This window comes from Myxococcus sp. SDU36, from assembly GCF_030168875.1.
Lineage (GTDB): Bacteria > Myxococcota > Myxococcia > Myxococcales > Myxococcaceae > Myxococcus > Myxococcus vastator.
The window spans coordinates 4,565,703-4,580,176 of the sequence record NZ_CP077414.1 but is presented as its reverse complement, the minus strand read 5'-3'; the positions used below and the strand labels follow the sequence as shown (position 1 = coordinate 4,580,176).

Genomic DNA, 14,474 nt, shown 5'->3' with positions numbered 1-14,474 from the left:
TTGTCCTCTCAGAGCCGCCACGGTGCGCGCAGGGCGCTGCTGTTGGTGCTCCTCGTCTTGTCGGGGAGCGTGCTCCTGTTGCGCATGCCGGAGTCCTGGGAGGTGGCGTGCACGCTGGGCCGCCGGCACCTGCCGGATGTGCTGGGCCTGGATGTGGGGCTCGGCCGCTGCGAGTTGGATCCGCTGGGCTCCCGCGTGGTGGTGCACGGCTTCTCGCTGTTCCTCCCCGGCACGGACTCACCGCTGGTGGCCGTGGACAGGGCGGAGGTGCAGCTCGGCTTCCTCCAGCCGTTTCGGGGACGGCTGACGCTGGCCCAGGTGAAGGCGACACGGCCCCGTGTGGCGCTGGATTTGTCGCGGCCCCCCGCGCCGTCCGAGCCCAAGTCCGACTTCTGCTTCCTGGAGCCGCTCGAGCACCTGCGCATTGCGAAGCTCGACATCTCCGGCGCGGAGCTGCGCCTGGCGCTGCCCGAGGGCCGGCGCGTGGAGGTGGACGAACTGGACGTCCGCTGGGACGAGCAGTGGGGCGTCATCGAGCTGGACGTGGAGGCCCGGCGCGGCCGGGTGCGCCTGGGCCCGGGTGGACGCGAGCTGGCGCTGGGGCAGCTCGTGGTGGCGGGCGCGTTGGACCCGGACGAGGCCCTGCTGGAGCTGGAGCGCGCCGAGGTGTCGCTGGACGACATCACCACCACGGTGTCAGGCCGCGTGGATTCGCTGTGCGCGCCGCGGCTGGCCCTGGACGCACAGGTGTTCCTCCCGCTGCGCGCGCTGTACCAGGCGCGGCTGATTCCCAGCCCGGCGACGGGGCACCTCTGGTCGCGTGTGTCCATCGCTGGGAAGGTGGCGTCCCCCGCGGTGTCGCTGGAGCTGTCGGGCAACAGCCTGGGTTACGGGAACTTCGGCCCGACGAACCTCCACGCGCGCCTGTCGTACTCGGGGGACGACGTCCGGCTGGAAGAGCTCACGCTGCCGGTGGGCACGGGCGAGGTGCGCGCGACGGGGCGGCTGGGCCTCACGCCGAACTTCCCGCTGGAGGTGTCGCTGACGACGGAGGACGCGTCGTTGGGCCGCATCCTGGACCGGGCGGGCGTGAAGGGCTCCTGGGTGGACTTCCCGGCCACGCTGGACGCCCGGCTGTCCGGCAACCTGCTGCCGCGCCTCTCCCTGTCGGGCCCGTTGGACCTGCGGACCGGGAAGTTCGTGCTGGCCACGCATGCGTTCGACACGCAGCCGAAGGACGGGCTCACGATTCTGGAGTTCGACAAGGCCCGCGCGCAGGCGCAGGTGAAGCTCCAGGCGGACCGCGTGGCCTTCAGCCACGTCAACGCGGAGGTGGGCCACTCGCGCGTGACGGGGGACGTGGTGCTCCTGCTGGCGGGCGGGCTGGGCCTGGACATCCACGGGCAGGGCGACGTGGACCTGGCGGACTTCGGCCACATCGCGGGCCTGCCCTGGGCCGGACGGGGCCACGCCACGTACGCGGTGACGGGCCCCGCGGCGGACGTGAAGGTGGCGGCCGGCCTGTCCTTCCGCGACTTCGAGTTCTGGAACCTGTCGCTGGGGGTGATGCAGGGGAAGCTGGCCTACCAGGACAGCATGCTCACGTTCCCCGCCTTCTCCGGCCAGAAGGGGCGCACGCAGTACTACGGCAAGGCGGGCGTGTCCTTCGGGCGGCTGCTCAACCTGCGCCTGGAGGTGAACGTCCCGCAGGGCCGCACCGAGGACCTGGTGGACGTGGTGGCGGGCCTGAGTCCGTCGCTCGCGGTAGTGCAGGGCACGCTGGGTGGAACGGCCACCGGCCGCGTGGAGGTGGACAGCCCCGTGGAGAAGCTGGAGGGGCTGGTGGCGTTCGACGTCAAGGACACCACCTACCTGGGGCGCCGCATGGGCGACGGCGCGGCCCGGCTGCGCTTCGTGGATGGCAAGGCGATGGTGCTGGAGCGCACCACGCTCATGGGGCCGCTGGGCCGCACCTGGGCGGAGGGCACCTTCACGTTTGAGGGGGGGCTGGACTACCGCTTCGGCGGAGACAGCCTGTCGCTGGCCGAGGCGGTGGACCCGGAGCTCGCCGAGCGCATGGGCATGCAGGGCACCCTGGTGATGGACGGCGTCGTGTCGGGCACCGCCGACGTGCCGGTGGTGGACGTCACGCTGCGCGCGCCGCGCGTCACCTTCGCCGAGCGGAACCTGGGCGCCATGGACCTCACCGGGCGCATGGTGGGGAAGAACTTCGAGGTGTGGGGCCACCCCTTCCGGGACGCCACCGGCCGCATCCGCATGAAGGTGCAGGAGAACTGGCCCTATGAAGCCCAGGGTTCGTTCTCGCTGCCGGAGATTCGCCCGCTGCTGCCGGACGCGCCGCTGTGGGCGGGCGTCAGCGGGGCCCTGTCGGGCACGATGAGCGCCAAGGGCCAGCTCCTGGAGCCCGCGGGCTCGCAGGTGAACGCCACCGTGGAGCGGCTGGTCCTCTCCCGCGACGACCTGCGCGGGGAGAACGCGGGCCCCATTGTCCTGGCGTACGCGGCCGGGCGGACGGACGTGCAGCCCTTCCGCTTCACGGGGCAGCACGTGGACCTGTCGCTGGGCGGATGGATGAGCCCGCGCGGACTGAATGTGACGCTGCGGGGCGGGTTGGATTTGCGCCTGCTGGAGTCGCTGACGCCCGCCATGGTGGAGCGCTCCTCCGGGCGCGTCACCGTGGACGCCGAGGCCTCCGGGACGCTGGAGAAGCCCTCCGTGGTGGGCTCCGCGGAGCTGTTCGACATGCGGCTGGCGCTGCGGGACTGGCCCGTCCAGGTGCGCAACATGGCGGGGCGCGTGGAGCTGACGGGCCAGCGCGTGCTGGTGGAGCACCTGCAGGGCCAGATTAATGAAGGCCGCGTGTCCGCGCGCGGCGACGTGCGGCTGGAGCGCTTCCTGCCGCAGCGGCTGGGGCTCACCATCCAGTTGGACGAGGTGCCCTACCGGCTCACGGAGGACCTGCCCGCGACCTTCTCCGGCCTGCTCCAGGTGATTGGTCCACCCCAGGGCTTCACCGTCACCGGTGGCATGGACATCGTGAAGTTGCGCTACCAGAAGGCGCTGGACGTGGATGCGCTGCTGAAGACGATGCAGAAGCGCACCACCCACCTGGCGGCGGGCGCGTCCTCCTCCGCGTCCGGTGAGCCACCGAAGCCCTGGGTCATCTGGGACGTGAATGTCCACTTCGGCGACGTCCGCGTGGACAACAACCTGGCGAAGGCCCGCCTGCTGGGGGACGTGCGGCTGACGGGGACCGATTTGCGGCCGGGGCTGCTGGGCCGGGTGGAGCTGGCCGAGGGCAGCCAGGCCTTCTTCCGAAACAACCCCTTCACCATCAGTCAGGGGCGGCTCGAGTTCCAGGACGCCACGCAAATCGACCCCGTCTTCGAGGTCCAGGCGCAGACGCAGGTGCGTGAGTTCGTGGTGAAGCTGCACGCCTTCGGCAAGCCAGCGGACCCCCAGATTCTGCTCTCCTCGGAGCCCGCGCTGGTGGAGGGCGACATCGTCTCGCTGCTCACCTTGGGTTTTACCTCGTCAGACCAGGATACCGCGGCTTCGGCGAGCGCCGGCCTGGCGGCCGAGGCCCTCTTCAACGTGTCGGGCCTGGACCGGCAGCTCCAGCGCTTCCTGCCCAGCAATCCGGTGTTGAGGGATTTGTCCCTGCAGATTTCGACCACCTACAACGACGCCACCCGGCAAGCGGAGCCCACCGCGCAACTGGAGTCGAAGTTCCTGAGCGAGCAGCTTAAAATCGGTATGACGCAACCCGTGAGCGGGCGCGGCACGCGGGCGCGGGCCGAGTACCGTTTCGATGACCGACTCTCCGCACAGGCCCAGTGGGACAACGAGAACAACGAAGCCTCGTTTGGAAACCTCGGGCTCGAGCTGAAGCTGAGCTGGGAGGTCGAGTAGCCCGCGCCGTCGCGCTGGTGGCGCTGGTGCTCTGCGTCCTCGTGCCGGGCGCGGCGCGCGCGCAGGCGGACGCCGGCACGGGCTTCGGCGCCGAAGTCACGGCCGTGGAGCTGCACCTGCCCGGAGGCGCCGACGCGCAGGGCCTGAGCGACCTGGTGGCGGTGCGCAAGGGGCAGACGCTGACACCGGGCGCGGTGCGGCGCTCGGTGGAGCGGCTGTGGGCCACGGGCCGCTTCACGGACGTGGTGGCGCGCACGGAGCCGGTGCGAGGCGGGGTGCGGCTGATGTTCCAGCTCACGCCCGTGGCGCGGCTGGCGCGGCTGCGCTTCGAAGGCAACGCCGTGCTGTCGGACGGGGAGCTGCTGGAGGCCAGCAGCCTGCTGGAGGGCGGGCCGCTGGACGCGGAGGAGCTGCAGGGCGCGGTGTCGTCCGTACTCCAGGCGTATCAGCGCAAGGGGTACGACTCGACGAGAGTCTCCGTGACGCAGGAGCCGGTGACGGATGGCATCGCGGTGGTGCTCGCCGTGGACGAAGGTCTGCCCACGCGGGTGCGGCAGGTGACCTTCTCCGGGAGCCCCGGCCTCCCGCTGTCCCGGTTGCTGGAGGTGCTGGCGCTGCGGCCGGGGCAGGTGTTCGACCGGGCGCGCCTGTCCAGCTCACTGGAGGAGCTGCGCGCGCTGCTGCGCGGCGAGGGCTACTGGCGCGCGCAGGTGGGGGCGCCGGCGGTGCTGGTGGAGGGCAGCTTCGCGTCGGTGGCGGTGCCCCTGATGGCGGGGCCTCGCTACGTGGTGCGCTTCCACGGCAACCGCCACTTCCCGCCGGGCGTGCTGGAGCGCGTGCTGGCGCACGACGTCTCGGAGCCCATGGACGAGGTCGTCGCTGGCCGGCTCGCGCGGCGCATGGAGGCTTTCTACCGCTACCGCGGCTTCCACGACGTGCGCGTGCGTCCCCGTGAGGTGCTGCGCCCGGATGCAGAGGTGGCGGCGCTGGTGTTCGATGTGGAGGAGGGGCACCCGCTGCGCGTGGCCGACGTGCGCTTCCACGGCAACCACGGGCTGCCGGTGGAGACGCTGCGCGCGCTGCTCGCGGAGCGGGTGCGGGCGGGCATGACGCGGCCGGAGCTGGACCTGCGGTTGCTCGACGACCCGCTGAACACCGAGGGACGCCACGGCCCGGAGCTCCCGGGCGTCGCGCCGCCGCCGCCGGCGTCCACCGTTTACGTGGAGGACGCGTGGCTGGAGGCCGTGGAGGCCATGAACGAGGCCTACCGCGAGCAGGGCTTCCTCTCCGCGGTGGTGGCGTTCCGGGGCCTGACGGTGGACGTGGTGGGGCGCACAGCGGTCGCGGACTTCGACGTGGAGGAGGGCCCCCAAGCGCGCCTGGTGAAGGTGGACTTCGAGGGGGTGCCGCCGGGCCTGACGGCCTGGGGCATGGGCCGGCGCATGCGCGAGGGCGCGCCGCTGAGCTTCGACACGGTGGAGTCCTCGCGTCAGGCGCTGGAGCAGGAGCTGGGGCGGCAGGGCTACCTCTTCGCGCGCGTCACCACGGAGACGGGCGTGGGCGAGGACGGGACGCGGGCGACCGTCACCTTCCGCGCGGACGCGGGCCCGCAGGTGAAGGTGGGGAGGATTCTGGTGCAGGGCCTGACGCGCACGGACCCGGACCTGGTGCTGGCCAACCTCGCGGTGGAGGAGGGCAAGCCCGTCGCGCTGGATGAGCTGACGGAGGGCCAGCGCCGGCTCGCGCGTCTGGGCGTGTTCCGGCAAGTGGACATCGCGCTGGCGGACCCGACCCGGCGCGAGGACACCAAGGACGTGCTGGTGACGGTCCAGGAACGGCCCCGGCTGGATGGCCAGGTGTCCGGCGGCTACTTCCTGGTGGATGGTCCCCGCATCACGCTCGACACGGCCTACCGCAACCTGGACGGGCTGGGGCTCAGCTTGCTGGCGCGCGGGAAGATCAACTACGCGGGCTGGGGCGCGGAGGCGCTGTCTCGGGACCGGCGCATCGCCTGTCAGCAGACGGTGTCCGGCGGTGGCCCTGCTCCGGGCTGTGACGTGGAGCTCCAGGGGCTCAATGGCTTTGGGGGCCGGGGCAACCTCGCGCTGGCGCAGCCCCGGCTGTTCTTCCTGCTGCCGCTGCAGGTGGGGGCCCGTCTGGACCTCATTGGCGAGCGTGTGCACCGGCCTTCCTACGTGTCCTCGCGGTTCGCGGCGGCGGCCGCCATGGACTGGGCCGCGGCGACGTGGCTCAACCTGTCGCTGTCCTACGAAGTGGAGAACAACCGGCTGCGCTCGCGCGCGGGCGTGCTGGAGCTGCTCAACCGCGCCGACCGGGAGCGGCTGCGCTACCCGTTCGGTGACTTCGCGCTGCACTCGCTGCGGCCCTCCGCCACGCTCGACTTCCGGGACGACCCGGCCAACCCGCGCCGGGGCGTGGTGTTCGTCTCCAGCGCGGAGTTCACCCGCGGCTTGAGCGTGCGGCCCACGGACGTGGCGGGCAACCGCGTGGAGCCCTATCCCATCGACGGCGTGAAGCTGTCGGGCAGCCTCAGTGGCTACATCCCCCTGGGACGCCGGGCGAGCGTGGCGCTGTCCGCGCGCGCGGGCACCATCATCCCGCTGGAGGAGCAGGCGCAGGCCATTGGCTCGAAGCTGTTCTACCTGGGCGGCTCGTCCAGTCTGCGCGGCTTCCGTGAGGACGGCGTGCTGCCGGAGGACGTCCGCGGCGCGTTGCAGCAGCGGCTGCGCGACTGCCGCGCGCTGATTTCGCCGTCGGGGTGCTCCGCCGAGCTGAAGGCCGTGCTCGCCGGACAGGTCCCCGCGAGCCAGGGCGGCGAGCTCTTCACCCTGGGCAAGGCCGAGCTGCGCCTGCCGGCCCTGGCCTCCGTGGACCTGGGGCTCTTCTTCGAGGCGGGCAACCTGTGGCTGGACCGGACGCAGTTCGACCCGGGCCGGCTGCGCTACACCGCGGGCGCGGGCCTGCGCTACGTGACGCCCGTGGGCCCGCTGGCCTTCGACGTGGGCTTCAATTTGGACCCCGACGAGTCGGTGAACGAGGCCACCACGCAGTTCCACTTCAGCATCGGGACGTTCTGAGGGAGGCGAGGGTGCGCATGCGCTGGCCGCGGTGGACGGTGGTAGGGCTTGGGCTCCTGCTCCTGGCGAGCTGCCGGACCACGTCGGAGTCCTCTCAGGGGCCGGCGCGGCCCAAGTGGATGCCGCCGGAGGGGACGTGCCCCCGGGGCGCCTTGCTGCAGATGGAGCGCCTGGGCCTGAAGCCCGGGGACAAGGTCCCCGTCATCGTGGATGCCATCCAGGACCACCCGGGGCCGGCGCGCTACAACTACAGCTTCGTGATTGCGCTGCCGCGCGAGCAGGGAGAGCAGCAGCTCCCCGGCGCCCGCATCGGCGGCCGACTGTACGTGACGAAGCACCGCGTCTTCGGCCGGTATGACCGCATCTTCCTGCCGGAGTCCGGGGCGATGTCGGTGCCCTTCTGCGGCATCCTCCTGGATTCGCGCTGGGACAGGGACGGCGAGGGCCTGATTGCCTACCCGAGCCCGATGAAGGGCTTCTCCGTGGTGCAGGACAACACCGGCGTCATCCAGGTGGTGGACCGGTATCCCTGAGACGTGGAGTACAGTCCCCTCCGTGTTCTACGCGTGCGTGCGTGCGGTGGTGGCGCTGTGTCTCCGACTCTTCTACCGGGTGAGGGTGAATGCCCCGGCGCTGGAGCCGGACGGCCCGGTGCTCTTCGTGGGCAATCATCCCAACGGGCTCATCGACCCGGCGCTGGTGTTCATCCTCACGCGGCGCAAGGTGACGTTCCTGGCGAAGGCGCCGCTGTTCCGGATGCCCGTCATCGGCTGGCTGCTGAAGGGGCTGGACGCGCTGCCGGTGTACCGGAAGCAGGATGACCCGGCGAAGATGGGCGGCAACGAGGGCACGCTGGACGCCGCGAAGGGCGCGCTGGTGCAGGGGCGCGCCATCACCATCTTCCCGGAGGGAAAGAGCCACTCCGAGCCCGGGCTCGCCGAGCTAAAGACGGGCGCGGCGCGCATCGCCCTGAGCGCGGCCAAGGCCGGGGCCCCGGTGCGCATCGTCCCCGTGGGGCTCACCTACGCGGAGAAGCACGTCTTCCACAGCGAGGTGCTCATCGACGTGGGGCCCGCCATCGACGTGCAGGCCTTCCTGCCCGCGGACGCCGCGGCGGAGCCCGACGCCGTCCGCGCGCTCACCGAGCGCATCGCCAGCGGGCTGCGCGCGGTGACGCTCAACCTGGAGCAGTGGGCGGACCTCCCGCTGGCGCAGCTGGCCGAGCAGCTCTTCGCCTTCAAGCAGGGTGGGGCGCTCGACGCGGAGCGCCTGCGCCTATGGGCGCGCGGCGTGCAGTTGTTCCGCGCCCAGGAGCCGGAGCGCTTCGAGTCCCTGCGCGCGCAGCTCGCCGCCTTCCGACACCGCATGGCGCTGGTGCAGGCGGCGGGGCCGGAGGACCTGGCGCTCGAGTACCGCCCGGGCAACGTGGGGCCCTTCGTGGTGAAGAACGTGCTGGCGCTGGTGCTGGGCCTGCCGCTGTTCGCCCTGGGGCTGGGCCTGTTCTGGCTGCCCTACCAATTGCCCCGGCTCGCCAGCCGCAACGCCGAGCTGGACGTGCAGGCCACGGTGAAGTTCCTCACCGCCTTCGTGGTGGCGCTGGCGTGGTGGGGCGCGCTGACGGCCGCGGCGGTGGTGTGGGGGAGCGCGCTGCTGGCCGTGGCCGTCTTCCTCGCCGTGCCGCCGCTGGCGCTGTTCACCCTCTACTTCGCCGAGCGCTGGGAGTCGCTCCAGCGTGACATCCGCGTGTTCTTCACGCTGGGCAACCGCGCGCGCCTCAAGGGCCTGCTGCTCGCGGAGGGCGAGCGGCTGGCCTTGGAGATGGAGCGCCTGGCCGACGAATACCGGCCGAGGCTGGACGCCGCCGCTCAGCCCTGACGCGCGAGGGGCACCGCTTCACGGAACAGCCGGGCGCCCAGCAGCAGCGCGAAGCCGCCGAGGAGGACGGGCAGGGCATTCACCGCGATGGCGGTGTGCAGGCTGGAGGCGTCCGCGATGTTGCCGATGAGCGCGGGCGAAATCGCGTCACCCAGCAGGTGGATGCACAGCACATTCAGGCCCATGGCGAAGGCGCGGAACGCGGGCGGCACGCAGTTGACGATGGCCGCGTTGATGGGGCCGCTGTTGAGGAAGATGAGGAACTGCGCCAGGGCAATCGCCGCGAAGGTGGGGCCCACGGCCTCCAGGTTCACCGCCAGGTACATGCACGGGGCCGCCAGCATCAGGCCAATGCCGGACATCCACAGTCCGCCGCCCTCGCGCTTGCGGTCCAGCTTGTCGCCGAGCCAGCCGCCGGCCACCGTCCCCAGCAGGCCCGCCACCGCCGTAATCGCGCCGAAGATGAAGCCCGAGCTGTCCTGCGCCATGCCGCGCTCGCGCACCAGGTACGTGGGCATCCAGAAGCCCAGGCCACCAATGGAGAACGTCATCAGCGTGTAGCCGGCTGTCACCGCCCAGAAGGCCGAGTTCCGCGCCAGCCCCTTCAGGCCCACCATGAAGGGCATCTTCGTCTGCGCGTCCGGCCCGTCCATGGCGCCGCGCTGGGGCTCCGGCATGAAGAAGGCCATGGCACCCAGAATCAGCCCGGGCACGCCCCCCGCGAAGAAGGCGACGTGCCACGAGTACGCCTGCGTCAGCCACCCGCCCAGGCCGTAGCCCGCGGCGGCGCCCACGGGGATGGCGATGTAGAAGAACGCCAGCATCCGCGTGCGCTGCGTGCGCGGGTACAAGTCGGAGATGATGCTGGGCGCCACCGCGCCGTAGCCGGCCTCGCCGATGCCAATCACCGCGCGGGCCAGGAGCAGCGCGCCGAACGAGGTGGCCAGCCCGCTGGCCCCGGTGGCCAGGCTCCAGAGAATCACCCCCCCCGCCACCAGCAGCCGCCGCGGGTAGCGGTCCCCGAGGAACCCGCCCAGCGGCGAGGCCAGCATGAACACCACGATGAACATGGTGCCCAGCAGGCCGGACTGGGTGTCGTTGATGCCGAATTCCTGCTGGATGCCCGGCAGCGCCACCGCGACGATGTAGCGGTCGAGGTAGTTGACCAGGTTGATGAGGGTGAGGATGAACAGCGCATAACCCGCGTTGCTGGCGGGCACGGCGGACGCGGCCGGTGCGGCCACGGGTTGGGCGTTCATGAAGAGGTGGCTCCGGCTCCAAAGCGGTGCGCGAGCAGGCCCCAGCGCAGGCCCCTGTCACTGACTCGGCAGGCCTCCAGTCCCAGCGCCTTCACTGACTCCAGCAGGATGAGGGCGCCCGCGGGGATGACGTCCGCGCGCTTGGGCTGCATGCCGGGCAGGGCGCGCCGCGCTTCCAGCGGCATGGCGCACAGCCGGTCCGTCAGGGCGGACAGCTCTCCCACGGACAGCGTGCCGCCGTGGACCTGCGCCGCGACGTAGGGGTGGATGGCGTGCTGCACGGCGTACAGCGTCGTCACCGTGCCCGCCACGCCCACCAGGGCCGCGCCGGGCGGCGGGACGGGGAGGGCGCGGAAGGTGTCGCGCAGGTGGGCTTCGACGCGCGCGCGGTCCTCGGAGGTCATCGGGTCCGAGCGGACGAAGCGCTCCGTCATGCGCACCGCGCCCACGTCGAAGCTGTGGCGGAAGTCCACGTGGCCGCCGCGGTTGCCGTAGATGAACTCCGTGGAGCCGCCGCCGATGTCGAGCACCAGCAGGGGGCCCGCAGCGTCCGCCGCGAAGTCCGCGTGCACCGCGGCGAAGGACAGCTCCGCCTCCATGGCGCCGGAGATGATTTCCACCGTCACGTCCGCCCGCGCCTTCGCCGCCGCGAGGAACTCCGCGCCGTTCTCCGCGTCGCGCGCGGCGCTGGTGGCGGACACGGCGATGCCCTCCGCGCCCAATTCTCGCGCCTCGCGAGCGAAGGACTCCAGCACCTGGAGCGTCGCCTCCAGGCCTTCGGCGGACAGCTTGCGCGTCGCATCCACGCCCCGGCCCAGGCGCGTGATTTCCGCGCGCTCCCGCACGGCCTCGAAGCGGCCCTCCGGGGTGCGCTCCGCGACGAGCAGGAGGACGGAGTTGCTTCCAACGTCGATGGTGGCGAAGCGCGACATGCGCGGCAGCCTACTCAACGCAGCAGCGCTTCCAAAGCGTCACCCAGGGCCTGGTAGTCAGCGGGGGTGTTGTAGAGCTGCGCGGACAGGCGCACATGCCGGTGCGGCGGCCGGGGCCAGGGGGTGATTTGCGCCTCGATGCGGTATTCGTCGAACAGGCGCAGATGGAGCGGGTCCACGTAGAGCGGAGGCGGGGAGACCTCGGGGAAGCCGTCTGGCAGCGTCACCGTGGCCATGCTGCCGACCATGTCCTCGGGGCAGGTGGGCTGGGTGCCCAGCCGCGCGCACAGCAGGCGCCGCGCCGCCAGCACCTTGGCCCGGTTCGACGCCATGACCTCCGGCCAGCCGCCGGGGAGCAGTCCGCCCACGAAGCGAATCGCGTCGGGCACGCAGAGCATGGGCGACGGGTCGTGTGTCCCCGTCCAGTCGAAGTCCAGCCGGAAGCGGGAGCGGTCCGTCCGCCGGGAGTTGTGCCCGTGGCTCACGGACAGGGGCTTGATTGCGGGCTGGAGGTCGCGCCGGACGTGCAGGAACGCGGCGCCCTTGGGTGCGCACAGCCACTTGTGGCAGTTGCCCGTGTAGTAGCCGGCGCCCAGCGCGCGCAGTGACAGCGGCAGCATGCCCGGCCCGTGCGCGCCGTCCACCAGCGTCTCCACGCCGCGCTCGCGCAGGGCGGTGACGAGCTGTGCCAGCGGCAGCACGAGGGCCGTCTGGCTGGAGACGTGGTCCACCAGGAACAGGCGCGTGCGCGGGGTGACGTGGGGCAGCACCGCGTCCACGACCGACTGTGCGGACGGCACCGGCCAGGGCAGCTTCGCCACCACCACCTTGGCGCCCCACTGCGAGGCCACGAAGTCCAGCGCGTTGCGGCTGGCGTTGTACTCGTGGTCGGTGGTGAGCAGCTCGTCGCCGGGGGCGAAGCGCAGCGAGCGCAGGACGGTGTTCACCCCCGCCGTCGCGTTGGGGACGAAGCCCAGGTCGTCCGCGTCCGCGTCGAGGAACGTGGCGAGCGCGGCGCGGGCGTCATCCAGCAGCGGCTCGATTTCGCGGTGGAGGAAGCGCACCGGCTCGGCCTCCAGGCGCGCGCGCAGCTCGGACTGCCGCTGGAGGACGGCCGTCGGGCAGGCGCCGAACGAGCCGTGGTTCAGGAAGACGACCTCGGGGTCCAGGCTCCAGTGGCTGCGAAAGGGCGCGCTCATGCGGGAGGACTCGACCCGAGCGCGCCCCGGCTGTCAACGTGACGTCCTGGTGCCGGGCGCGGGGCGCTTGCTGGCATCCCACGGGCACAAGGGACGGCTACTGCGCCTGTGGCAGCGGCGACCAGTCCGGCGTCTGGTAGACGCCCTTCTCGGCGCGCAGCGGCAGCTGGTTGTTGCCGTCCGCCGTCATGACGTGGAGCTGCGAGCCGCCGTTGCGCGTGGACGTGAAGACGATGAGCCGCCCGTTGGGAGAGAAGGCGGGCTCCTCGTTGCTGCCCTGGTCCTGCGTGAGGCGCGTCACCTTGCCCGTCTCGACGTTGATGGTGAAGAGGTCGAAGGCGTTGCGCTCGTCCCGAGCGGTGAAGACGATGAGGTCCCCGCGCGGCGACCAGTCCGGCGTCTGGTTGTAGTTGCCCTGGAAGGTGAGCCGGCGCACGCCGGTGCCGTCCGCGTTCATGACGTAGACCTGCGGGCTGCCGCCCCGGTTGGACACGAAGGCGATGCGCTTGCCGTCCGGCGACCAGGTGGGGCTGGTGTTGAGGCCGTAGGGCGTGTCGGTGAGGGCGCGCGCGCCGCTGCCGTCCGCGTTGGCCACGTACACCTGGGCGCTCTCGCCCTCGGCCAGTGAGTACGCGATGCGCTTGCCGTCCGGAGAGAAGGCCGCGCCGGTGGCCATCTGCCCGCCGGAGACGACGGCCTTCGCCTCACCGCCGGGGGACTGCACGTAGATGTCCGGGCGATTCTTGCGGTACGTGGTGAAGGCGACCCGCGAGCCGTCCTGGCTCAGCGCGGGCAGGATGTTGATGCCGCCCTTGGTGAGCGCCCGGGCGTTGCCGCCGTCCCAGTCCGCCACGTACACGTCGCGGTTGGCGCCCGCCTTGCGCACGTAGGTGATGCGCGAAAGGAAGGGGCTGGGCTCCTTGGTGAAGTGCCGGTACAGCGCGTCCGCAAGGCGGTGCGCCAGCAGCGAGGCGCTGTCGCCGGGCGCGTCCTTGGACACCTTCAGGTCCTCGCGGCCGGTGCCCACGTTGAACAGGCGCAGCTCTCCGCGCAGCACGCCGCCGTCCTGCGCCAGCGACACCTTCACGAGCGCTTCCGCGCCCACGTCCGCCCAGCGGCTGAAGTTGATGCTGGCCGCGGCCATGCCTTCCTTCGCGTCCGCCGTGAAGCCCTTGCGGTCCAGCACCTGGAGGATGCCGGAGGCGGCCAGGTCGAAGCTGAAGGCCGCGTCGAAGGGGGCCACCAGCGCCTTCGCGCCGTCGTTCTGCGTCAGGGGGACGGGCACCGCCACCGGCAGCGGGCGGAAGTTGGCGCCGGAGATTTCGATGGTGGGCGCCTGCGCGAGCGCGGCGACGGGGAGGAGCAGCAGGGAGAGGAGCAGGGCTTTCATAGGGCGTTGAACACCAGGTTGACGCCGCTCTTCTGCAGGGCGTCCCGGAGATGGTCCGGCGGAGGAGAAAAGGGCGCGGCCTTGCGCACGGCCGTGACGACAGCCGAGTCGAAGAGGTCGTTCCCACTGGCCTTGGTGAGATTCACGTCCAGCACTTCACCCGTGCGGCCCAGGCGCACCGCCACCGTGGCCTTGAGGTGCAGCCGCTCGGATTCAGGGATGGTGTCCGCCACGCTGTAGTGGCGGCGGACCTGCGACTGGAGCAGGCCGAAGTAGCGCTCGCCTTCCGCGGTGGCCGAGTCGCCGTCCGGGTCGCCGTCCTCGGCGCCCTCCGCCTCCTCGGGCTCGGCCGCCTTGGCCGTCTTGTCGAAGGCGCCGAAGAGCCGCTTGCGCCGGTCCTCGCCCGTCGTCTCGCCCTTCTGCGGCGTGGGCTTGGACGTGGAGGGCTCCGGCTGCACACCGGGGATGGGCACCGCCACCTTGGCGGGGGAGGGCTCCGGGGGCGGGGCCTCCGGAGCGGGCTTGGGCGCGTCCACCTTCTTGGGCGGCGGCGGCAACTGCTCCTTGCGCGGCAGCAGCTTGGAGTCGCGCGGCTTGCCCAGGCGCACCAGCGTGGCGCGGATGGGCTTGGTGTCCAGGTCCACCTTGGGCGTGGCGGTGTAGCGCGCGTACGCGACCGCCGCCACCAGCACCAGGATGTGGCCCACGACGGACACCACCACGAAGCGCGACAGCCGCGTGGAGCGCGTGACGAGCAGGCTGTGGCTGACCGCGGAGGGCGTCATGGG

Annotated in this window: 9 protein-coding genes; 4 read left to right on the top strand and 5 right to left on the bottom strand. The window is 71.7% G+C overall.

The window, feature by feature from the left end; translation table 11 throughout:
- Genes KGD87_RS18060 through KGD87_RS18045 form a run of 4 tightly spaced genes read left to right on the top strand, consistent with a single transcriptional unit; the run spans position 1 to position 8,906 of the window.
- Positions 1–3,933 (top strand): translocation/assembly module TamB domain-containing protein, encoded by a 3,933-nt coding sequence (locus KGD87_RS18060; RefSeq protein ID WP_284661425.1) that lies wholly within the window; start codon positions 1–3, stop codon positions 3,931–3,933.
- 14 nt (positions 3,934–3,947) lie between these two features.
- Entirely contained in the window at positions 3,948–7,031 is a 3,084-nt protein-coding gene (locus KGD87_RS18055) for a POTRA domain-containing protein (RefSeq protein WP_284668653.1), read from the top strand.
- Positions 7,032–7,048: 17 nt separating this feature from the next.
- A complete protein-coding gene (locus tag KGD87_RS18050; protein ID WP_284661424.1) occupies positions 7,049–7,564 on the top strand; it encodes a hypothetical protein in 516 nt (171 codons plus the stop codon).
- 22 nt (positions 7,565–7,586) lie between these two features.
- Positions 7,587–8,906, top strand: a complete 1,320-nt coding sequence (locus KGD87_RS18045; protein WP_284661423.1) for a lysophospholipid acyltransferase family protein — start codon at positions 7,587–7,589, stop codon at positions 8,904–8,906.
- Here the strand turns inward: KGD87_RS18045 and KGD87_RS18040 are convergent.
- The 5 genes from KGD87_RS18040 to KGD87_RS18020 all read right to left on the bottom strand — a co-directional run bounded on the left by KGD87_RS18040 (position 8,897) and on the right by KGD87_RS18020 (position 14,471).
- Entirely contained in the window at positions 8,897–10,165 is a 1,269-nt protein-coding gene (locus tag KGD87_RS18040; RefSeq protein WP_284661422.1) for a spinster family MFS transporter, read from the bottom strand. The genes KGD87_RS18045 and KGD87_RS18040 overlap by 10 nt on opposite strands.
- Positions 10,162–11,097, bottom strand: a complete 936-nt coding sequence (locus KGD87_RS18035; protein ID WP_284661421.1) for a Ppx/GppA phosphatase family protein — start codon at positions 11,095–11,097, stop codon at positions 10,162–10,164. Before KGD87_RS18035 ends, KGD87_RS18040 begins: the two co-directional genes overlap by 4 nt.
- A gap of 14 nt (positions 11,098–11,111) precedes the next feature.
- Positions 11,112–12,296 (bottom strand): aminotransferase class V-fold PLP-dependent enzyme, encoded by a 1,185-nt coding sequence (locus KGD87_RS18030; protein ID WP_284661420.1) that lies wholly within the window; start codon positions 12,294–12,296, stop codon positions 11,112–11,114.
- A 97-nt stretch (positions 12,297–12,393) separates the two neighbouring features.
- Positions 12,394–13,686 carry a Tol-Pal system beta propeller repeat protein TolB gene (gene tolB / locus KGD87_RS18025; protein WP_284661419.1) on the bottom strand — a complete coding sequence of 431 codons (1,293 nt, stop codon included), beginning with the start codon at positions 13,684–13,686 and terminating at the stop codon, positions 12,394–12,396.
- Positions 13,683–14,471, bottom strand: coding sequence for an energy transducer TonB (locus KGD87_RS18020; RefSeq protein WP_284661417.1), 789 nt, complete (start codon positions 14,469–14,471; stop codon positions 13,683–13,685). The genes tolB and KGD87_RS18020 overlap by 4 nt, the downstream gene beginning before the upstream one ends.
- Positions 14,472–14,474: the final 3 nt, after the last annotated feature.